This is a genomic window from Nonomuraea africana, from assembly GCF_014873535.1.
In the GTDB taxonomy this organism is placed as follows: domain Bacteria; phylum Actinomycetota; class Actinomycetes; order Streptosporangiales; family Streptosporangiaceae; genus Nonomuraea; species Nonomuraea africana.
The window spans coordinates 84,358-106,228 of the sequence record NZ_JADBEF010000002.1; the positions used below are offsets into that span (position 1 = coordinate 84,358).

11 protein-coding genes are annotated in these 21,871 nt (G+C 69.8%); 2 read left to right on the forward strand and 9 right to left on the reverse strand.

Going from position 1 to position 21,871, the window contains the following annotated elements:
* The first annotated feature begins 125 nt into the window (after window positions 1–125).
* Window positions 126–746, forward strand: a complete 621-nt coding sequence (locus tag H4W81_RS46345; protein WP_192781599.1) for a hypothetical protein — start codon at window positions 126–128, stop codon at window positions 744–746.
* On the opposite strand, the gene H4W81_RS46350 is transcribed toward H4W81_RS46345, so the two are convergent.
* From H4W81_RS46350 to H4W81_RS46360, 3 genes are all read right to left on the reverse strand, one after another.
* Complete coding sequence (locus H4W81_RS46350) at window positions 743–1,249, reverse strand: XF1762 family protein (RefSeq protein WP_318782540.1); 507 nt, start codon at window positions 1,247–1,249, stop codon at window positions 743–745. The two genes, H4W81_RS46345 and H4W81_RS46350, sit on opposite strands and share 4 nt — an antisense overlap.
* On the reverse strand, window positions 1,246–2,706 hold the full coding sequence (locus H4W81_RS46355; RefSeq protein WP_192781600.1) for a 2'-5' RNA ligase family protein: 1,461 nt from the start codon (window positions 2,704–2,706) through the stop codon (window positions 1,246–1,248). Before H4W81_RS46355 ends, H4W81_RS46350 begins: the two co-directional genes overlap by 4 nt.
* 109 nt (window positions 2,707–2,815) lie before the next feature.
* Window positions 2,816–3,436, reverse strand: a complete 621-nt coding sequence (locus tag H4W81_RS46360) for an IPT/TIG domain-containing protein (RefSeq protein WP_192781601.1) — start codon at window positions 3,434–3,436, stop codon at window positions 2,816–2,818.
* Window positions 3,437–3,554: 118 nt separating this feature from the next.
* Here H4W81_RS46360 and H4W81_RS46365 point away from each other — a divergent pair, with 118 nt between their 5' ends.
* A complete protein-coding gene (locus tag H4W81_RS46365; RefSeq protein WP_192781602.1) occupies window positions 3,555–4,487 on the forward strand; it encodes a pentapeptide repeat-containing protein in 933 nt (310 codons plus the stop codon).
* Window positions 4,488–4,512: 25 nt separating this feature from the next.
* Here H4W81_RS46365 and H4W81_RS46370 read toward each other — a convergent pair whose 3' ends face one another.
* From H4W81_RS46370 to H4W81_RS46395, 6 genes are all read right to left on the reverse strand, one after another.
* Window positions 4,513–4,764 carry a hypothetical protein gene (locus tag H4W81_RS46370; protein WP_192781603.1) on the reverse strand — a complete coding sequence of 84 codons (252 nt, stop codon included), beginning with the start codon at window positions 4,762–4,764 and terminating at the stop codon, window positions 4,513–4,515.
* Window positions 4,757–4,969 (reverse strand): hypothetical protein, encoded by a 213-nt coding sequence (locus tag H4W81_RS46375; protein ID WP_192781604.1) that lies wholly within the window; start codon window positions 4,967–4,969, stop codon window positions 4,757–4,759. The genes H4W81_RS46370 and H4W81_RS46375 overlap by 8 nt, the downstream gene beginning before the upstream one ends.
* Before the next feature lie 14 nt (window positions 4,970–4,983).
* Window positions 4,984–18,237, reverse strand: coding sequence for a helicase-related protein (locus H4W81_RS46380; protein ID WP_192781605.1), 13,254 nt, complete (start codon window positions 18,235–18,237; stop codon window positions 4,984–4,986).
* Between the two features lie 75 nt (window positions 18,238–18,312).
* Window positions 18,313–19,206 carry a hypothetical protein gene (locus H4W81_RS46385; protein ID WP_192781606.1) on the reverse strand — a complete coding sequence of 298 codons (894 nt, stop codon included), beginning with the start codon at window positions 19,204–19,206 and terminating at the stop codon, window positions 18,313–18,315.
* Between the two features lie 73 nt (window positions 19,207–19,279).
* Window positions 19,280–21,553, reverse strand: a complete 2,274-nt coding sequence (locus H4W81_RS46390) for a phage portal protein (protein ID WP_192781607.1) — start codon at window positions 21,551–21,553, stop codon at window positions 19,280–19,282.
* 10 nt (window positions 21,554–21,563) lie between these two features.
* The gene (locus H4W81_RS46395; RefSeq protein WP_192781608.1) at window positions 21,564–21,779 is read right to left on the reverse strand and encodes a hypothetical protein; all 216 of its coding nucleotides are present in this window, start codon (window positions 21,777–21,779) and stop codon (window positions 21,564–21,566) included.
* Window positions 21,780–21,871 lie beyond the last annotated feature (92 nt).

Consider the following 21,871-nt stretch of genomic DNA (forward strand, 5'->3'; position numbering starts at 1 on the left):
GCCCGGTCAGCACCGGGACCCCCGTGATCAAGGCGGCAAGCTAGGCCAAAGCACTGCTTACGTCGCACGCCCGCCGTTATGGTGATCAAGCTCGGGGGTTGGAACGTCCCAATGTGGAGGATTTAGTGCCGCGTCACCGTCTTGCTTTCGCCGCCGCTGCCGCCCTCGCGGTGGCCGCTGGCCTCCCGGCCGCCCCCGCCGCCGGAGCCGTGCAGTCCCCGCCCGCCGCCAACACCGTGGCGGGCCCGGCCGAGGGCGCGGCCGCGTCGAAGATCCTCAAGTTCGGGCAGGCAGCCAAGATCATGAGCGAGAGCGGCAACCCGCTACGCATCTCGCCGATCGGCGTCTATTACCACCGGCCCACCTGGAAGCACGCGACCATGCCACGCAACAAGTACTTCGTGGCCATCGCCCTACGGGTCACGGCTCTGTCCAAGCCAGACACCATGCCGCCCGTGGCTGGCAGCTCCCAACTGCGCATCAAGCAGGGCGCCAAGGTCTTCACTTACAGCTCCGGCAAAGCGATGGAGGCGCCATGGGTCGGGCGGACCCCCGGAACGGAGGTGACGGCTCAGCCCGGCTCACCTGAGGTGATCTACTACTCGTTCGACCTGCCCAAGACGGGCGGCATCTTGGAATGGTCAGGCCCCGCCGGCGCGCACCGCTGGCAGATCCCTGCCAGCAACTCCGGCAAGGCCACCCACGAGGCTCTCCTCGACGCCATCGCCGACTACGAAGGCCGCTAAGCCGAACCGGGAGCCTGCCACAGCGTGCGACCCACCGGCTCAGTGTCCCCACCAGCGCGCGGACGGGAAGGGCACGACCAGCCCCGCCGCGGCGGCCGTACCGCGACAGGCTCCCACCCGACCGCGCGCAGCGACGCGCCGTCCTCATCGGCGCGCGTGTAGGTGATCATCCGCTGGTATCCGAGAGCCTTGCCCGCCCGCCAGGCGGCGCCGTACAGGATGCTGCACGCGTTCCGGGTGCCGTCCGTGGCCACCCTGGTCACCTCCAGCGCCTCACCCGTGTCGAAGTGCCGGGCGACAGGGCGGCCGACGATCGCCACGCCGACCAGCCGCCCACCCCGAACTTTGATCTCCTGCGCGCCGGAATCGAACTCCTCAACGCCGCCGTCGACGACACCGATGGAGAACTTGTGGCCCCGCGGCGGCCGATGATGACGGTGGTGGCTGTCGACGAAGCCGCACGCCTGCGCGAACGTGACCGGGGCCAGGCGCAGTTCGCTCACCTGGCCGCCAGGAACTCGAGGACAGCCCTCCCCGCGCCGAGTTCCTCGGCGGTGAGGTGCTTGAGTTCGTTGGGCATCGCCGAGGGGGCGGTGGAGTCCGGCATGATCGTCGGCTCAGGCGGCATCTCGGGCGGCTGATGCCTGGCGGGATCGTGCTCGTCCAGCTCCTCCCAGCCGCCAGCCTCTTTCATGATCTCCTGCAGGATCTCGACGGCCTGCCGCATCCGCTTCAAGTTGCGGTCGGACAGGACACGGCCCGCCTTCGTCTCCCAGCGGCCGCCCTCCTGCTTCAGGCCCGGCTCCGGCACCTCGTCTGCGGGCGGTGTGCTGGCGTCGGCCGTACCGGCGAGAGGGAAGTCCTCATGGTCGTCTTCGACCGCGAGCGTTACCGCGCCGAACGTGACCGGCGTGGCCGCCACGGGGGAGGGGAGCGGGGTGCCGGGCTCCAGGTAGGTGAGGGTCATATGCGGGGTGAACCCGTGGTCGGCGGCATACCAGATGCCTGCCTCGTCCAGCGCGGCCACGACCCGCTGGCGCAGCTCGGCCAGACCGGGCACATCGACGGGCACCCACGCGGGTACACCGTCCTCGCCCTCGGGGAAGGCGCCGATGCCGCCGATGATGCCCGACAAGGGCTCGGAGGCGGCGGCGACCTGCTCGACCACCACGGCAGCGTCAGCCAGGGCCGCCTCGTCCAGCCCCTTACCGAGGTAGGCGAGCGTCACATGCAGCTCCCCCGCCTCGAGTCCGCCGTCGACGGCGACGGCCTGGGCGACGTCGGCGGGGATGGTGAGCGACACCATCGCCCGAAGCTCGTCCACGCTCTGCGGCTCACCGGCAGCGTCGGCGCCGTCGTCGTAGCCGTCGAGCAGCTCATCCCACTCCCCAGCCAGGTCGGCCTTCGAGACGATGCCTGACTTCACGCTGAGCGTCATGGTGTGCGAGGCGGCGCCGAACAGCACCTGCGAGTACTCGAACCAATCCAGGTCATAGATACGGCGGACGCCGCTCTTGGTGTCCTTGCGGGCGCCGCCGGGCGGCACCGAGTAGCCGATGGACCACTCACCCTCGCTGGACTCGCCGTAGAACTTGGCCTCTTCGTAGGCGTCCCGGCCCGCCTTGGTGTTCAGGTTGTAGAGAGCGCGCACGAACACCGCTCCCGCCTCGGCCGGCCACGGCTTGCCGTCCTTGGTGTGCTTGGGCAGCCTCGGATCGCCGGGCAGCCACTCTTCGTACTGTTCCGCCCGCGACACCCACTTCTTGGTGTCATGCGAGTGAATGCCCTTCGGGCGGCGTAGGGCGATCGTGCGCGTGAAGGCGCCCGGCATGATGATGTCGCCGACGTTGTCCTCGATGCCGGTGATGGAGACCAGGCAGCGCACGGTCCCCACGGGATCGTCTGCTGCGATGGCCAGCGGTGAGACCGCGACCGACTTGTGTTCCAGCTGCACCGTCATGTTGGGCCCCCTCCCGGACGAAAGTCGCGGGAAGAGTGCCAGGACGGCGAGCTAACGTCGCCAGGAGCGGCAGAGCACGCCCAAAGGCGCGCGCTGCCGCTGGCCTGGGTCAGGCGTAGGTGAAGCCGCCCGCCTTGGACACCGTGCCTGCGTCGGTGGTCACCGCCACGGCGACGGCCCCCACCGTCTTCGCGGGCGTCTTGCACGTGATCCTGGTCTCGTCGACCACCACCACGCTGGTGGCGGCGGTCCCGCCGAACGTCACCGTCGTGCCGGGCGTGAAGTTCGCGCCGCGGACGGTCACCGTGGTGTCGCCCGCGGCCGCGCCGGTGGCCGGGGTCACCGAGCCGATGGTGGCGTCGGGGAAGCAACCGTTGAGCCGTGACGTCGGGATGAGCGCGTCCTTGGGGAAGCGCAGCTTCCGCTTGCCCTCTGGGAAGGACGTGCCGTCCAGACGGCTGCCCTCGTACAGGTTTTCGCTGACGCGGACAATCGGATCGGTCACCGGCACCGCAGCGGTCTTGGCGGTGGCCGCCGCCTTGGTGAGCTGGGTGCCGTTCGCGGCGTACAGAGCCATCATTACCCCCTGATTAGTGGAGGGGGTGGTGGACAGCTCGGCTGGGACGAGCACTGCGACCGGCTGCCAGTGAAGCAGCAGGATGAGCAGGGCCGTCGCGCCGAGTATGACGCCGACGAGGAAGCCGACGCGCCACCTGATCCCCGAGTCCATGAGCGGGAGGGTGCCTGAGCCGTCCGCTTACGTCATCTTGCTTCTCCGGCGTCAAACGATCACAAAACGTTATTGTGGGTTCGTGCGACTCCCGGACACCGCAGCCCCTCCCCGTTGGATGCGCCTCAAGGTGTACGCCAGCCAGCTCGCCCGCCTGGTAGCCGCCCTTGCCGGGGCAGCACTCATTGGCGTGCTGGTATGGGTTCTTGGGCCTGGGGCCAAATGGACGCTCACGAACCTCGACGGGGTCACAGAGCTCAGCGGAGACAAGCTCGCGACTGCTCTCGATGCCATTCGAGGTCGAGCATTAGCCATCCTTACAGGCATCGCGGCGCTGGTCGCTGTCTACTACACCGCAAGAAACGCGCGGACGGCTCGTGAAGCCCTACAGCTCAGCCAGGAAAATCTACGACTGAGTGAGCAAGGCCATGTCACTGACCGATACACCAAGGCTATCGAGCAACTAGGTTCAGAGAAGGCCGATATCCGCCTCGGTGGTATCTACGCCTTGGAGCGAATTGCTCACGACTCACCTCGCGACCGTCAGACAATCCTGGATGTCTTGTGTACCTTCGTCCGCGATCACTCGCACGACAAGGATTCTCGCCACCGGCCGGATGTTGGGGATCATCCGGACACTCCGCGTGTAACCCGGCCATCCTTAAGAGCAGACCTTGGGGCGGCTCTCAAGGTGATATCCAGGGCCGACCGTTCGCCAGATGACCGAATCGACCTCAGCCAGGCGAACCTCCACGGCGTAGACCTCGTGCGAGGGAACTACAGCAGAGCCAACCTCTCATATACAAACCTCACCCGCGCCAATCTTCTCAAAGCGAACCTATCGGGCTCGCTCATGCTGTTCACCGATTTCACACGGGCCCATCTTCAAGACGCCGACCTCCGCGACGCGATACTCATGGGTACGAACTTTGCGAATGCGAACATTCGCGGCACGGACTTCCGTGGGGCCGACCGAGAAAAGGCCGAATGGTTAGGCGCGCATGACAGTGATGAAACTCTGTGGCATACAAACGACGACCTTCCCTCCTAGGCAGTCCCCGCTCAATCCCGAGCGACTATTCTCTTACGATCTTTACTACCTGCGTCCAGGCCTGCAGCGCGGCCAGCACACTCACCGGTTCGCGCACGTCCAGAGCCGTGACCGGCTGGTGTGGGAAGACGATGTCGGCGCCCTGCCGCCCGGCCAGCAGGCCCACCACCTTCGGGGAGCCGGACACGATGCCGGTCGTGGCCGCCGCCTCCGGCCGCGCCCGGCCGACCGTGACCGCGTACGCCACCCCGTCGACGTAGCCGTGAACCTCAAACACGCTGACCGCCTTCCCCACCGTCGTAGTCGACGCTGCCCGACTCAGCCGGTACGACCGCCCGATACCCGGCGATGAACGCCCGAGACAGCGGCCCGCCCGCCGCCCGCCACGGGTTCTTCTCGATCCGGCCACCCTCGACGGCGACCGCCCGCCCAGCCAGCCGGGCGGCGCGTAGCCGCACCTCCGACACCTGCTCCTGTCCCATGGGCGATGCCCCTCCTATCGGGTGAAGCGGCGGCCCTCACGAGACCGCCGCGCTGCTCGAACATCACGGTCACGCCCGAGCACGTCGGCGACGTACTCGGTGTAGTTCTGCCACCCGTTGGCGCGGAACCAGTTGTACAGCTCGTCAGAGGCGTAGGCGTTGACCCGCCGCCAGTCCCCCGAGAACAGACTCTTCGGATCCACGCCGGCGGCGCGGCCCCGCGCGTTGACCATGTAGCCGTTCGTCGCCGCCTCTGCCTGGCCGTACTGGAACTCGACCCATTCGTCGTACTGGCGGCGCACCCGCCGATCCACCGACTCTCCGGGCACGCCTTCGTCGACGGCGCTGCGGCGGCGTTCGGCCTCCATCTGCTCGACGGTGACGCCGTACACGTGCGCCCACGCCTCCTCGCGGTCCATCTCGCCGGAGGCGACGAGCGCGTCGATGCGGGCATCACGCTCCCGCTCGGCCTGATCTTCGGCGTCCCACCGGTTCAGCACCTCGGAGATGCGGGCCGCGCTGTAGTTGTCGTCCAGCGAGCCGAGCAGGTCGGCCAGGTCCTCGGCCGACAGCTCCTCGAGGTTCACTCCTTCCAGCGGATCGCCCTCGATGATGCGACCGCGCAGTTGGGCCATGATCCGCTCGTAGGCGGGGGAGTTCCATTCGACTTGGCCGAGCAGCGCCTGGAGCTCCTCGACGGACAGCTCATCGAGGTCGACCCCGTCGAGCGGGTCCTTGCCGGGCCCGTCCTTGCCGGTGCCGAGCATGGCGAGCACGCCGAGCAGCCACGCGCGCATGTCGTCGTCGAGGTAGTCGGCGCCTCCCATGAGCGCTTCCATGCCGGTGGTGAAGACCTCGCCGCCGCCGTGCGGGTAGATGCGGCCGGTGTACTTGGAGGGGAACCCGCCGTCGTAGCCGACCTCGCCGGGGAACATCCCTACCGAGACGAGTTCGCCGCGCTCGCGGTGGCCGACCTCGCCGCTCGACGTGCGCTCCCACAGGAACGCCCGCTCGGCCTCGCGCAGGCCGGGCAGCCGGTGCTGGAAGGCGTGCCCAAGCTCGTGCACACCCGCGCGGAACTGCTCGTCCGGCTTCGTGTCCGGCAGGACCACGGTGTGCCGGTCCCGGCTGTAGCCTGCCCGACCGGGACCGCCCATGATGTCGGGCTTGGCGACGGCCAGCCCGACCGGGCCCTGGTCACCGAGGAAGGCGACCCAGTCAGCCGGGTAGACGTCCTCGACCCGGCGCATCGCCTGAACCGGCTTGTGGCTCTCCTTGCGGGCCTGCCCGCCCCCGGTGCGGTACTCCAGGCGGGCACCACCGAACGACCGCACCTGGCCGAGCACCTCCAGCGCGGCCGCGCGGCGCAGCTCGGCGACGCGGAGCTTGGCCGCCTGATGCGCCTTACGAGCCTTGTTCACCTCACGTTCGGCCCGATCGAACACCTTCTGGTGCGTCGTGTCCGGCGTGTTCAGGCCGTTGGCGAACGCGTGGCGGTTGGCCTCAGACTCGGCCTTGGCCAGTTCGCGCTCCGCGTCCCACATCGCCTTCTCGGCCGCCTGCGCGCCCGCGACAGCCTCCCGGTACTCCGGCGTGTTCAGGCGGGCGGTGAGAGCCTGGTCCACCTCGGCGCCCGCGGCCTTGATGACCGCCAGGTGCCGCATGGCGTGCTCGCCGGGCCCGTCGTCGTCGGCGACGTCCGGGACGGTCACGGTCACCTGCTCGATCTCAGGGTCGTAGCCGTCTTCCAGATCGGATAGGTCGAGTGGCTTGTACACGGTGCGGGTCACCTGCCGGTGCCCCACCTCGCCGAGATTGGCTGGGAGCGCCCGGCGGAAGGCGGCCAGCCGCTCAGGCAGGCTGCCCTGCACGGCGGGCAGGCCTGCCGGGGCCTCGTCGGCGGGGCCGAACAGCGCCTCCACGTCCAGGCGGCGAGCCAGCGGGATGTCCACCGTGGTGGGCGGGTCGGTGCGGAACTGCTCCAGCATCCGCGCCAGCGCCTGATCGTGCGTCTCGCCGGGTAGCGGATCGACCTCGAGGATCGACTGGGTCAGGTTGGCCGCGGCCCGCTCGTGGATCTGGGCGACTAGCGGCGCGAGCCGGTCGGCGAGCGCTGCCGCGTGGGCCTCGTCGCCTCCGGCCAGCGCGCGGGCGGCCTGCAGGGCGGGCGCCTGCTGGTCGAGCCGCTTCCACGCGTCCTCGACCAGGTCGGGGGAGCGCAGCCATGCCCGGTCCCCGGCCTCGGGTGGGTGGACCCGGCGCATGCCGAGCTCGTCGCTGATCGCCGCCGCCGCGCTCCGGTACAGGTCGAGTTCGGCTTCGCCGAGCGCCTGCCGTACGGCGCGGACGCGCGCCACCTTGCGGCGGCGGGCCTGCTGGCGGGCGATGCGCAGCTCGGCGTTGTCGCCGCCGCTCGCGTGCCGTGTCACCTGCAAGGTGGCGTCGTCGTCGAGCATGACCATGGTGGCCAGGTCATCGGCGTAGGTGCGCACCAGCGCGGTGGTACCGATCCGGGTACCGTCCGGGCCTGCCAGCGGGGAAAGCTGCTCGACCGTCCCGGCCGCGCCGCCGTGCGCCGCATCGACACTGATCCTGTCGCCGACCCTGACCGCGCCCGGGTCGACGCGGCCCTCGCCGGAGTCGTCGAGGACCGCCTCCCACGACTGGTCGGTCGAGGGCTCGCCTCGGCCGACGCGCAGCACGGAGGGGAAGCCGCGCGAGGTGAGCGTGAGCTCGCCGCCGTCGCCGCCCTCGGCGATCACGGCCCACTCCTCGACCGGGTCGAACTCGCCGCTGGTCTTCCACAGCGACACAACCTTCCGGTCGGTGCCGGCCACGCGGATGGTGTCGCCGGGCTGCACCCGGTCAGGGGTGATGTGCTCGCGCCGCCGCTCGGGGGCGGGGGCGGGTTCGACGTCGGCCGGGAGGTCCGGCATCAGGAACACGTCCACCCCGGCGGCCAGGATGCGCTGCTCGCGGCGGCCGTCGTCGTGCTCGACGGTGACCGTGACGAACGGGAAGCGGGCGACGGGCTTGGCGTCGACCACTCGCACCGTGACGGCCGGGCCTCCGGCATGGTCGGGGATGGCGATCACGTCGCCCGCGGTGAGGTTTTCCGGGTTGGCCTTCTCGGGGGCGACGCGGTGCGGCTCGTGCGGCGGGGCCGGGTATCCGACCAGCCGCGCGTAGGAGCCGTCTACCCAGGAGGCGGCCCGCTCCAACGACCTGCGCTGTACGGCGGGCATGTCGCCCCCGGCGAGGGCGCGCAGGCGCTGGCCGAGTGCGCGCATCTGCTCGGCGCTGACAGGCTGGCTCGCCCGCAGCCTGGCCGCAGCGGTCCGCGCCTGTTCGCTGGCGTTCTCGTCGTCCTCGAGCGCCAGGGCGAGCACCCGCTTGCGGATGTCGGAGCGCAGCCGGACGCGGGTGGCTGGTGTTCCGTCCGGCAGGCTCGTGATGGTCGAGCGCGGCTTGCGCTCGCTGGGCGGCTTCGGCGTCCGCTTCCGCTTCGTTCGTAGGCCGCGGCCGCGGGTGACGGTCTCACCGGCGTCCGCCTCGATCAGCATGGGGCGCCCGTCCGGGTCGAGCAGGTCGAAGGCGATGCGGTCGCCGTCGCGTTCGATGCCGACGATCTTGGAGGCGTGCCCGTCGTCGTTGATCAGCCACTCGCCGACCACGACGTCGCTCGCGGCCGCCGGGCCGATCTCGGGCTGGCGGCGTGGCCGGGTGCGCTTGGTGACCTGCTCGCCTTCGCGGCGGGCGCGGAGGGTGCGCCGGTCGTCCTCGCCGCGTTCGGTGGTGATGGTGAGGCCGCCCGCCCGGGTGACTTCCTCCACCGTGACCGTCTCGGAGCCGTCAGGGGTGTCGACGCGGTCGCCGACGCTGACGTCCTCGACCGGCGCCGCCTCGGGGATGCCGTCGTCGGCGGCCCGCTCAGCCTCCTGGCGTGCCTGCTCCCACTCGGCGGCTCGGCGGTGGGCGGCGCGCGGGTCGCCGCCGAGCATCACCAGCCGGTCGGCCAGCGTCTGCCGCAGCGTCTTGACCTGGGCGGCCCGAATCCAGTCCAGGTCACCGTCCTGGGCGGCGGCCAGCGCAGCGTCCGCGCGTACCCACGCGATCTCCGCGTCGGCGGCCGGGACCTCACCGTTCTCGGCCGCTTCCGCGATGGCGTCGAACGTGGTGACCGCGTCGACCAGGGCGGGCCCGCCAGCTTCGTCCAGCATCTGGCGGCGGCGTTCGGCCTGCTCGTCCATGTTCGTCTGCCGGGTCTCGGCGCGGCTGTCACGCAGCCTGGCAGCCTCATCGGTCGAGGTGGCGGCGTCGGCCGTACCAAGACGATCAACGGGCTCGGTGAGGCGTACAGGGCCGGGTTCGGGCACGTACCGGGCGGGCTGGTCGCCCTCGAACTCGATCACGTCGGCCAGGCGTACGGGCTGGCCGGGCTGGTAGCCGTCCGGAATGGTGCCCTCCCAGACGCGGCCGTCGCTCTGGGAGAGGTAGGAGCCGAACCGGGTTCGGATGCGGCGGACGCCGTCGCTGGTGCGGACGACGCGGATACGGTCCCCCGGCATCAGGTCGCCTGGCTCCACCGTCTCCGTGGCCCGCTCGACTGCGCCCGCAGGCGCCGGGGTGGTCGGCTCGTCCGGCTCCGGCTGAGGTGTGGGCTGGTCAGAGGTTCCCATACGGAAAGTGCCTTCAGGCTCCTCCACGTTCTCCGACGTGGGAGAGACGTCGCCGATTCCTTCCCCGCTGTCGGGCACGTCCGCGACGGCGAACCCGTCGTCGTTGGCGTGCACGGACGGCGTCGGGTCGTCCAGGCTCACATTCAGGTCCGGGTCCGGGTCCGTCGCCGGGTCCGGCATGATGGCCGGACGCAGCTCGTCTAGCCGCCCCTTCAACAGCGCCAGCTCGGTCACTGCCGCCTTGTACGCGTCGCCGTCCGGCTGGCCCTTCAGCTCGTCCAGGTGCGACTGCGTCTTGATGATCTCGCCCAGCAGCCGCGACCGCTCCCGCGCCTCAGCGAGCTGCCCGGCCTTCGCGAACGGCTTACCGACCGCGCCCTGCATCTTGCCGACCTGCTCGCGCAGGTGGGCGATGCGCTTGTCCGCGGCCTCGATCTGCGGCTCCAGGCCGGCGAGCCGGTTCTCCAGCGCGCGCAGCATGCCGTTCCCGGACCCGTCCGTGAGCTGATGCCCCCGGTAGGAGGAGACGCCGCCGGAGAAGTCGAACCCGACGTCGATCACGCGGAAAAGCTGGTCGCCGTAGTAGCGGCGCGTCTTCGTCGCGTAGATGGGGTGGCCGCCGAGCTCGCCGACCTGGACGGGCCGGTCCTCGGCCGCGGGCCCGTCGCGGACGTCGCGGACCGCCTTCAGGAGCGGCTCGTACACGTCGGCGCGCTTGTCAGTCTCCAGGTCACCGACCTTGATCATGAAGTTGTCGCCGCGCGTGTCCACCCGGGCGGCGATGGCTTCCTGCCATTCGCCGATGTCGGCGGTCAACTCCTGGACCATCTGCTCGGCGCGGGTGATCTGCTGCGCCAGGTTGCCCTGGTTGCGGTCGTGGGCGCGGTCGAGCCGCTCCAGCCGGTTCAGCTCCGTGTCGGCCTTGGCCTTGTCCATCAGATACGGGTTGCCGGTCGCCAACGCCTTGACCTCGGCGAAGGAGAGAGCGGCGTCACCGATGTCCTCGATCTCCCGCACGTCGAGGGTGCCGCGCTTCATCTGAGCGATGAACTTCTGCTTACGCTCGACCGTCTGCCACGAATACCCGTCAAACGTCCCTTCCGTGACATAACGGATAATTCGGACGTCCTTGTCATGCATGGTCTGGTTGAAGTTGCCCTGCCTCTCCACGCGCCCCTCACGCTGGGCAAGGTCGGCCGGCCGCCACGGGCAGTCCATGTGGTGCAGGGCGACGGCGCGGGCCTGCACGTTGGTGCCGGTGCCCATCTTCTCCGTGGAGCCGAGCAGGACGGCGATCTTGCCGGTGCGGGCGTCCTCGAACAGCTTCGCCTTCTGCGCGTCCGTGTTGGCTTCGTGGATGTAGCGGATCTTGTTCTCGGGCACGCCCCGGGCGACCAGCTGAGCTTTCATCTCGTCGTACGCGGCCCACGTCGAGACATCGCCGTCCCCAGCGGGCGCGTCGACCAGCTCGTCAGGAACGCCCAGCTTCGGGTCGGGCACCGTCACCAGAGTGTCGCCGCGGGCGATGATGATCTCGTCGACGGCGCCGATGGCAGAGTCCAGCGAGACGATGAACGCCTGCCGCTCGTCATCCCATGCGACGCCGGTGATGCGGGTCGGCGTGCCGCTGCGGTTCAGCCACTGGCCAGCCTTCAGCTTCTCCGCGGGCACCTTGGTGCCTCGGGGCTTGCCGGGCTTCTTCTTCGGCGTGCCCTGGTCCATGAACACGATCTGGAGCGCGCCGGGCGTCGGGTGGAGTTCGTCGTCGTCCTTGCGGACGGGGTACTGCCAGTCCTTGGAGTGCTGGTAGATCTCGGCGATCTTCTCGGCGGCGACCTCCAGCTTGCCGCCGGACTGCGGTGTGCCCGGGTCGAGCAACCGCATGTCCAGCGCAGCTCGCTTGCCGTCGCCGGAGATCTTGAGCATGTTGTCCTCGACGACCCGGTCTTCGTCGGGGTCGATGGGGCCGTCCCACTCCTCTTCGGGGACGCCGTTGATCCACTTGCGGGCGTTGCCGCTCCGGACCGCCTCGGCGCGGTGGCCCAGGTCGGTGATGTATTCGAGCTGCTCAGGGGAGGCGGGGACGACGATGGTCTCCCCGCGGTTGCCGTTGGCGTCTTTCCGCACAGGCGGGGTCGGCAGGCCCAGGTCGTCGGCGGTCTTGACGTCGGCGAACACCCGGTAGATGCGCAGCAGCTCGGGCACGTTGCGGAACTTCGCGAACCTGGCCTTCTGCCGGAAGCCGTTGCCGTCCGGGTTCAGTTCGATGTCGGTGATGACGTCGCCGAAGGTGGCCGCCCACGTGTCGAAGTCGTCGATCCCGGCCTCTTCGAGCAGATCTGGGCGCAGGTAGCGCATCATCACGTACGCCTCGGTCACCGAGTTGGCGATGTCGGTGCCGGTGGCGAAAGTGACGACGCGGCCGGACTCCGAGCGGCCGCGCAGGTAGTGCAGCTTCATGTGCAGGTCGCTCGCGCGGCCACTGCCGTCGATCCCTGCGCCCTCGATCCGCGAGGGGGTGCGCAGGTTCTTGTACATGTGGGCTTCGTCGACCATCAGGTAGTCGATGCCGGTGTGCTCGAAGTAGACGGCGCCTTCGTCCTTCTTCGAGTCGAGCTTGGCCTTGAGCTTCTCCTCGGCCTGCACGAGCTGACGCATCAGCCTCTTCAGTAGACGGGAGTCCTCACCGAATTCGCGGGCCCGCTCGATCGCGGCGCGCAGCTTCTGCAGTTCGTCATCCCGGTAGTCGCGCTGCACGTCCGGGTGCATGTCGATCTTCTCGAACGCCTTCTGGGTGAGGATGACGGCGTCCCAGTCGCCCGTCGCCGCGCGGGCGACGAACTCGCGCCGCTTGTCCTTCTCCAGGTCCTTCGTCCCCGCCGCCAAAATCTTGGCGTTCGGGTACAGCTCCAGGAACTCGCGGGTGAACTGCTCCAGCATGTGGTTCGGGACAACGATCGCGGGCTTGCGCGACATCCCGGTCCGGCGCAGCTCCATCGCGCCCATGACCATCTCGGCCGTTTTGCCGGCGCCGACCTCGTGCGCCAGGAGCACCGCGGGCTCGTTGACGATGCGGGCGACTGCCGCCTTCTGGTGTTCGCGAGGCTTCCACCCGTGCGCGAGGCCGGGCAGGGCCGGATTCGCGCCGTCGTAGGAGCGCAGCACGATCGAGTTGAAGCGGTCGTTGTAGACGCGGGCCAGGCGTTCGGCGCGGTCGGGGTCCTCCCACACCCACTCCGAGAACCGCTCGGACATCTCCTGCGCTTTTTGCTGCGCCTCGATCGTCCCGGCCGGGTCGGCGACGCTGCCGCCGCCCGGAGTCGATTGGGTGACCTTGATCGTGGCCTGGCGCAGCAGCGACTCGGCGATCTCGATGGCCGACCACTGCTTACGGTCGGTGCCGTAGGTGTGGCGGGCCTCGTAGCCGTCCTTGTCGCCGTTGACCTCCCACAGCGACCCGCCCGCGTGGTTCACCTTCACGCTCGGGTCGTTGAGGATGTCGCGCAGGAACTCCTGAATGGTGGCGGCGTTGATCCACGCAGCGCCCATGCGGGCGTCGATCTCCCCGGGGGTGAGGTCGCGGGGGAGGACCTCCTCCAGGGCGGCCGCGTTGAGCGCGAACCGCGGGTCGTTCTCGGCCGCTTCCCGCGCCAGGGCGAGCTTCTGCCGGACATTCCCGGACAGGTAGTCGGCGGCCGGGACGTACTGGCGCTGGCCAGGCAGGAAGTACGGTTCGCCCGACTCGGTGTAGAACGGCGGCTGCTCGTAGACGCGGTTGCCGAGACGCTGCCGCGCCTCCTCCTCGCCGTCGACGCCGAGCAGCTTGGCGACCTCGTCCAGGCGCAGCTCGCCGAACCGGTCGATGACGACCGCCATGGCCTCGCCCGGGTCGTCCGTCTCGGTAATGGTCTTCTTCGCCGCGACGACGCGGTGGTCGAAGATGTCGGCCTTGCGCGTGCTGTCGGTGTCCGGGTCGTAGTCGTCGAGCGCGAACACGATCGCGCCGGCCGGGTCGGAGCGGAGCAGGCCGATGGCGGTGGCGGCCATCTCCGAGTCGGCGACCTTGCGGCCCTCGGCATCCGCCTTGGCCTTGGCCTCCTTGGGTGTGAACCGCCGGTTGGCGCGCTTCGACGTCGGCCCCCACCTGCGGGTGTAGTCGTCGTGGCGGCGGTTCAGCTCGGCGCGCAGCTCGTCCATGCGCGGCGTGTCGCTCTCGGAGCTGTTCTCCTCGGCGAGGAGGGCGCGGGCGACGTCGCGCAGGCCAAGCAACGCGGTGAGCTGTTCGACCTGCGTGGGGTGCACGTTGGCCGGGTTGGCGCGGCCGTCCTTCACCTGGGAGAAGGTGCCGTCGCCGTTCAGGTGCAGCGCCCCGTCGTGGCCTTCGTGACGGGCGGCGAGTTGCAGCCGCTCCACCGGCTCGTCGGACTGCTCGAACGTGGCTCCCCGCTCCTGGGCGTCGGCCACGATCCGGTCGAGTGCCTCCCGCATCGCGGGGGCGGCGTCGCGGTCGCCCTTCACGACCACGTCGTGGTCGGTGAACTGGCCGCGCCCGGTCGTCAGCTCGCCGAGGATCTGCTCGGGATGCTGCTGGAAGTAGGCGTTGATCGGGTGGGGTGACCCGTTGACGTCAGTGATCGGGGCGTTGATCCAGGAGGTGTCTCCGGCCGGTTCGCCTTCGCCGCGCTTACGGAAGATGAGCAGGTCAGTGACGACGTCGGTGCCGGCGGCCTTGCGGTGCGCGCCGGACGGGAGCCGGACCGCGCCGACCAGGTCACCCATGCGGGCCATCTCGCGTCGGGCGGAGTTGTCCTCGCTGTCCATCGTGTAGCGGCTGGTGATGACGGCGACCAGGCCGCCCGGCCGGGTCAGGCCCAGGCTCTTGAGGATGAAGTGGTTGTGGATCGAGTGCTTGCGCTCGGGGTTGTAGTCGCGGTCCACGAGCCAGTAGTCGCCGAACGGCACGTTGCCGACGACCGCGTCGAAGCTGTTCGCCGGGGCCCGGGTGTCCGCGAACGACTCATTGCGGACGGTGGCGTCCGGGTAGAGCGCTTGGGAGATGCCCGCCGTGGTCGGGTCGAGCTCCACACCGGTCATGTGGGCGCCCTCGGGCGCCATGCCGATGAACGTGCCCACACCGGAGCCGGGTTCGAGTACGTTGCCGCCGTTGAACCCCAGCTCGCGGACGGCGTCCCACACCTCGGAGACGATCGCCGCGTCGGTGTAGTGGGCGTTGAGTGTGTTCACCTCGGCGTCGCGCCACTCGGCGTCGCTCAACATCTCCCGAAGCTCGGCACGCTCGGGCGCGAACGACTCCCACCGCTTCACGGCCCGCTCGAACTTCGCCTGGTCCGGGGTGCCGTCGCTCTGCCGGAACCGCTGCTCCTGTACCAGCGGACGCGGCTCGAACACGATCGGGAGCGACCCCCACCCGGACCAGCGGGCCAGGATGCGCCGCTCCTCCTCCGTGGCGGGCCGGTCCTCCGCCTGCAGCGCGCGCAGGGTGCGCACCGCGGCGATGTTCGCGCGGGCTTTCGCCTTCTCACCCGCCGGGGCCAGGTCCTCCTGTGAGGAGGGCCGGAAGCTCTCCTCTGCCGGAGTTACGCCGGCGGCAGTTCCTCGTTCTCCCTGCCGGGCTCGGGCGTCAGGAACACCTCTTCGTCCAGCACCATCTGCCGGGCGGTCGTCTGCGCGTTCGCCAGCCTGCCCACCCGATCCTCGAAGCTTTCCCCGGCCGGAGCCTTCCCGGCCAGATCCTCCGCCACCTCGTCGATCCGGTCCTCCACCCGATACGCCAGGGCCAGGAAGTGCTCGTCCGGATTCTCCAGCTCCGCGAACGCCTGCGGTAGGTACGTCTGCCAGTACCGGCGCGCGAGACTCGCGATCTCGCTCGTCGTCATCGCCATCGTCTTCTCCCTCGGCCGGGCTGTCGTCGGTCGGCGCTGGCCCGGTCTTGGGGGCGCCCATTGTAGAACTTACCGTAGCAGGATCATCACGGTTCGTGTCAATCTGTGTGGGTTCGTCCCGTCCGCGCTCTCGCTCAGCCCGCCGGCGACTCATCTCATCGCCCAACATCGTAAGGATCTGCTGCGAGACGCCCGTCCCCATAGGCGAGTTCCGCGCCCGCCACCCCAGCTCGTCCAACTCGGCTTCGCTGAGCTTGGTCATGTCGAGCGTCTGCGGGTCGGGCAGCTCATTGTGGGAGTGCGTCCACTCGAACCGGGCGGCCCCAACTGCATGGTTCGTCTTCGTGATCTCGGCCTGCGCGATGTCCCGCCTCGGCATATGGCGGGGCAGCCCCTGGTAGGCAGCATTCAGCTCCCGCTGGTAGTCCGAAGCGGCTTGCTCGACGGCGCGGTAGTCGTCACCGCTGAGGGCCTCCACCAGGCGCCCGCGCGCCGTGGCGAGACGCTGCTCGACGTCGCGGGGCAGCAGGCCCGGCCGGATCGACAGGTCCCGCTCCAGCCGTCCACCCTCATCCGGCGCGGCGGCGCTGCCGTCGTCCTGGGGCAGTGGCTCCCACCCGCGCAGCACGGTCAGGCGGGCGTTCCACGAGCGGGCCTCCGACCCACGACGACCATCCGGTCCGATGTAGGAGATGCGGCCCCGGGCGCGCGGGCCCTTCCCGACCTTCTCCGGGACATTGGTGATGATGACCTCGCGGCCGCCGCGGCCGCCCGGGTTCGGCAGGTACACCCGGTCGCCTCGGTCCAAGTCCTTGAGCAGCGGCGTCACCTCGACGGTGTCCGGCTGCTCACGAAGCTGCGCGCCTGCCCACGCGGCCAGGTCCTCGTCACTGCCCTTGCGCCGCCAATGCGACTGGATGACGGACCGGTTGCGCTCCATGCGGTCACGGGTCGGCTGAGGCATGTCCGGCCACGCCTCGAATGCCTCTCCGGTCAGCCGCATGGCGCGGCCATAGTCGCGGGCCTCGAATGCCTCTTTGGCCTGCTGAGATAGGGCCTTGGCGCGTTCCTCGCCCGTGGCGGCCGTTTCGCTATCGGCCTCGGGCGCGGCGGCCTCCTCGGGAACCCCCTCGGGGGCCTCCTCCCTGGCGGGCTCTGCAGGCGGGGCGGGCTCTGGCTCGCTCCGCGGCCCCTGGTCGCGCTCGTGCGCGGTGAACATGTCCTCGGTGCCCTGGGCCTCACGCCCCACATCAGAGAACAGCCCAGACTGCGGAGCGCTCGGAACCGGCACGGCACCGCGCGGCTGCTGCTCCTGCCCGGCCTTGCCCGTCTTGTGGACCGCGTGATCCTCATCCAGCTCCCACGCCAGGCCGTCACCGTGCAGCCCGCCGCCTCCACCGGGGCTCTGCCACTGGGCGCCCCTGCCGCGCAGGGTCACCTTGGAGCCGCCGAACATGTCCGTCTCGACGCCCTCCACCACGCCCCGGACGGTCACCGTCACGCCCGGCTTGGGCGGGTTCTTCGCCGCCGGGCCCGCGAACCGCTCAGCGTTGGCGGCCGTCACCGGCACGTCGAACGTGACCCGGTCGCCCCGCTGCAGGCTGCTGGGCACGACGGTCTGCGGCGCCGCCGGGACAGGCTCCTGCCGCGCTTGCGAGGCCTGCTCGGCGGCGAAGAACGCCGCCATTTCCCTGGCTGCGGACTCCTCACGCCGCTGCTCGTCGTCGGTGGCGAGCCTGATGTAGTACTTGGGCTGGTCGCCGATCGTCAGCGCTGCCGCGCGGTCCTCCGGCCGCAGCGCCTTCTGGTTGTCCTCCGGGACCAAGGTCGCGTCGGGCTGCCGGTTCAGGCTCCGCAGCGCCTCATCCATCTGCTCGCGCGGCACGTCCGACAGCCGCGCCCGCAGGTCCGTGAGCGACACCCAGCCGCCCGGCTCCCGCTCCAACTCCCGCACCATCGCCCGGACACGCTGCTCAACGTCCCCGCCCTGGCCACCGGCCGAAGGGGCGGAGGTCTCGGCTTCCGCGTCGTCGTCGACCGTCACCTTCGCCACGAGCGCCCGCGCCAGGTCCGCAGCGTTCGGGTCGTCGCGGCGGATGGCGTCGACGAGCGTCGCGAGCTCCTTCTCGGGCAGCAGACGGGCCATGTCGTCGTCGTCCATGCGCACGTCGACCGGATCGGCCAGGTTGTCTACACCGCCGAGCCGTACCGTCCACCCGCCGCCCTCGGCCGGGGTGACCGTCTGGACGATGCCGGTCTGCCGGCTCGTCTCGCCGTCCGCGCGGGTGCCGTACAGCAGGACGGGCTGGCCAGGCTTCAGGTCCTTGATCGGGATGCGCCCGTCCGGCGTCGACGGCGTGAACTCCCGGGCGCCCTTACTGGGCTGCTCGACCGCCATCCCTGTCGCGGCCTGCGCCTTGGCGGTGGGCTCACTGCCGTCCGGCCGCTTCATCACCGTCAGGTAGTTGCGGTGGACCTGCTGCACCGAGCCGTTCTGCAGCCGGACCTCGATGCGGCCGCCGCCGACGTTCTTGACCACGGTGCCGCGGCCGCCGCCCCACACTGATACCAGCGCGTTGGTCTCGATGAAGCGGCCCTTGCGGTCGCGGGGGTGCTGGTCGGCGTCGAACTTGGCTGCCCCGAGCCCGCGGCGTGCCTTGACATCCCAAACGTCGATCTCGGACAAGTCGGCCCCCGTATGCCCCGCGTGTGATGTGTGCGGGGTGCAGGGTGCCGATTCGCGGGCTTAACGTCGCCTCGGCTACAGCGGGGGCAGCTCTCGCAGCCGCGCTTCTGCGTGAAGAACGAACTTGCGCAGCTTGTGGGTGAACTCGCTGAGGTTCATGTGTATGTTCATCGCCTCTCGGAGCAGGAGAGAGAGACGGGCAAGGCCTGGGTCCGAGGGCAATACGTTCGTTCGCTCCGCAAGGAGTTGGATGTAGGGCTCGGCGTCATTGCTCCAGTCGGTGTGGCGCAGCCGTCTAAGCATGCGTTCGGCGAGCGGCAAAAGATCTTCGAGCAGCGTATCTAGAGACCAACCCAAGTCCAGCTGTACGAAACGCGGCCGGACGACATCTCTCAGACGGATGAGCTCCCTCCTCACCTCGCCCACATACTCAGCGAACCCTACATGGACCGGATCGTGTCTCCATTGGTCGATGGCTTCTTGCAGCGCTTGTGCGGCCTCAGGACCGGTCGTCTCGGGCATCCCGGCGGCTCTAAATCTCGCGGCGTCAAGGAATTTCTTGAGGGGTGGGTCGTCGCTGGCGGGGCTGAAGGGAGTCTCGGCTGGCGGAAGCCTGCACACAAACTCCTGAAGCTGCTTCACCGACTCCGAGAAGAGCGCAATAGCAGCTCTGCGCTCTGCTCGTTCCGTCATGCGGTGCGACACGTCGTGGAGTATCAGGAGGGCGACAGGCACAGCGAAGAAGAAGGCTGTAACGCTGGTGAGGAGGTTGGTGACGAAAGGCACGGACGACCAGGCTCCACGCAGGTCGCCGCCCACGCCGACAACGATCAGCACCAGGCCGACGCACCACATGACGACCGAGATCCGCCGCGTCGAGATGCCAGCCGAACGCCATGACTGGGCAAGGAGCCGAAGCAGCCTGGCGAAGTCGGCGAAGAAGCCAGTCTTGCCCTTGCTGTCGTTCATGACCCTCCAGATAGACAGGGCCTACCCCTAGCAGCCGGTCATTGGCGCAGGTCAGTGTTGATGCAGAGGTTCGTTACCTCGCCAAGGAGACGACAAACCGCACCCGGCATCGGCAGTTCGCAACCTCCTCGACGGGGCCGTCGAAGTCGCCCGGCCATCGCAGCGCGGCATCGCCGACGTCGAAGGGCACACCAGCACGCCGCACCTGGCCGTCCGCCTCCAGATGGGAAGGACGCACCTGGCCGTCTCGCCGAGTCCGCCAGGTCGCCGACACCAGGCCGCCGGGCCCCGCAAGGTCGACGGCGACGACGTACTCGACAGCGTGGACAAGCCCAGTCGCTCCTTGTACGGCGGCGCGGGCCGCCCACCCCTCCAAGTCAGGAAGTTGGGCGCGCACGTCGGCCACCAGGCGGTCGATGTCCTTCCCGGCCGCGTCGCCGTCGCGGACCAGGTCTCCGAGGCGGCGGGCCGCGCCGACGATCCCCGCGACGAGCCAATTCCGCGCCTCCGCCACGGCGGCGTCGATCGCCGCACCGGTGGAAGCGTCGGCCGCTGCTCCGCCCGCGAGGCCTCCCGCCGCGGTGGCCGCGACGGCAGCGAGCACCGGGGCAAGCACGGCGGCCGCCTCCTCCTGCCACTGGTCGACGTCGGCGACCCGGTCAGCGTCGAGCGGCGCGTCACCCACCCTCGTGTCCGCCTTGTACTCGGCAACGAAATGGCGGGTGCCCTTGCGCAGCTTGGGAGAGGCGACGCGCGCCGCTGTCCGCTGCACCAGGCGGCGCACCAGCTGCTCGACGGCCTCCCGTACCCGGATCTCCGCGTCGTCCCGGACATCACCCGCCCCCGAAGGCTGCGGGTGAGCCTTGGTTTCGGCGCCGTCGAGGAACCCCTGCATCATCGCGAACGCCTGCCCGGTGGCAGGGTCCGACGCGCCGTCTGCCGTCGCGGCCGGGTCGGCAGACGCCTCTTCCCCTGCCGGGTCTTCGCCGGGCGGCTGCTCGGCGCCTACATCGGTGGCCGCCACGCCTTCCTGAGGCGGGCCGCTGTCGGGGGAGGCGAGTCCGAGCGCGGCCGCGTCCTCGGGCCGGGTCGGAATCGGCGTCTTACCCATCGCGATGTACAGCGCCCGCGTGTGCGGCAGCTCGAACGGGTCATACTCGGCGATCACCCGATACTCGTCCAGGGTCAGCAGACCTTCCTTCACCTCCTCGCGGGCTTCGCGCCGGCGGGCCTCGGCCGAACGGCGTAGCACCTCCACCGTGGAGGTGTCGAACTCGCCGCGCACCCTCGCCGCGGACTCGGCGTTGAACCCGGTCGTCAGGATCCGCATGTGGGGCGGCATCGTGATCGTCCAGAACGTGAACAGCTCCTGCTCGGCGTTGTCCCACGTCCGCCCCGAGGAGTTGCCGAGTACGGTTTCGCCGACGCCGTACGCGGCCAGGACCTCTTCCTTCGCACGGGCGGCCATGTCGCCGTAGGCCATGTCACGCGGCGTCGCCGCCAGGTCGACGTAGGAGAGTTTGCCGCCGCCGATCACGGTGAGCTTGCCCGCCTCGGCAGGTCCGCGCCCGAAGCGTTCCTCCAGCTTGCGGGCGTCGCTCTCGTTGGCGCGCCCCTCGACCGACAGCACGCCACCGGGGCGGCCGTCGTTGAGCATGAAACTGCTGTTGTAGATCTTGGCGAGGAAGTCCTGGTCGACCGACAGCCCGGCCGCCTGCAGCGGCGTGATGCCCATGTAAGGGTCGGTCGGATGCGGCTTGCGGAACCAGCGGACCCGCTCGGCAGGGATCGGGATACGAGTCCCGTCCGGGGTGATCGTCTCGTAGTAGCTGAGCAGATCACCGTTCTTGCCCGGCATGGGGCGGGTACGGCCGGGCGGCAGCAGGTCGAGCCTGATCGGCCGCCCGCGCCGGTCGGAGGTGATTTCAACGAACGCGCCCCGCGGGGAGAGCAGCACCTGGGCCGACAGTCGGTAGCGGAGTTGGCGGCCCGTCTCCAGCTTGTTCGCCTGGCCGTCGTTGAGCAGCTCGACGAGCGGGTCGTCCTCGACGATTTCGCCGCTCTTGCGGTCGCGGTGCACGTAGTCGAGGTTGGCCTGGTGCTCGGCGATGCTGTCGACGGCCTTGAACACCCACACGGTTCTCTCGAACGCCTCGGCGACGGCCCGCTCGACCGGCCAGGCGCGCCGCGCGGCCGCCGACAGGTTGGACGCCCAGTTGGAGACCGACACGGTCCCGAACCCGCCCATCGAGGAGGCGAGGAGCTGCTTCACCTCAAGGGTGTGGTCGAGTGGGCCGCTCTTGTTCTCGCGGGGCAGGAGACCGGGGAGGAAGGCTCGGCGTGCCATCAGCGCCGCCTCAGCTCGTCCGGCCGGAGGCGAGGAAGCCGCCCGCGACCATCAGGTAGCCGCCGAGCAGGGCCAGGCCGACGATCGGCTCCCACACGAACGCTGCCACGACAGTAAGCAGCGCGCCGAGGATGAGCAGGCCCAGCCCTGCGATGTCGCGCTGGACCCGCCGCCAGTACGCCGCCGGGTCGGGCTGCTCTACGAGCTCATTCGGGTCGAAATCCACGTGGGCCCCTCCGTGCCGGTGCCCGCCGCCGTGGCTGTGGGGCGGGCTCCGGGGCACGGTAGGGGCCCAGATCGTTTACGTCGCGCCGGGCG

What these genes read in the sequence shown, in the direction of transcription:
- H4W81_RS46365 (WP_192781602.1), top strand. Translation starts at nt 3,555, where the DNA reads ATGCGCCTCAAGGTGTACGCCAGCCAGCTCGCCCGCCTGGTAGCCGCC.
- H4W81_RS46375 (WP_192781604.1), bottom strand. Translation starts at nt 4,969, where the DNA reads ATGGGACAGGAGCAGGTGTCGGAGGTGCGGCTACGCGCCGCCCGGCTG.
- H4W81_RS46385 (WP_192781606.1), bottom strand. Translation starts at nt 19,206, where the DNA reads ATGAACGACAGCAAGGGCAAGACTGGCTTCTTCGCCGACTTCGCCAGG.
- H4W81_RS46355 (WP_192781600.1), bottom strand. Translation starts at nt 2,706, where the DNA reads ATGACGGTGCAGCTGGAACACAAGTCGGTCGCGGTCTCACCGCTGGCC.
- H4W81_RS46360 (WP_192781601.1), bottom strand. Translation starts at nt 3,436, where the DNA reads ATGGACTCGGGGATCAGGTGGCGCGTCGGCTTCCTCGTCGGCGTCATA.
- H4W81_RS46390 (WP_192781607.1), bottom strand. Translation starts at nt 21,553, where the DNA reads ATGGCACGCCGAGCCTTCCTCCCCGGTCTCCTGCCCCGCGAGAACAAG.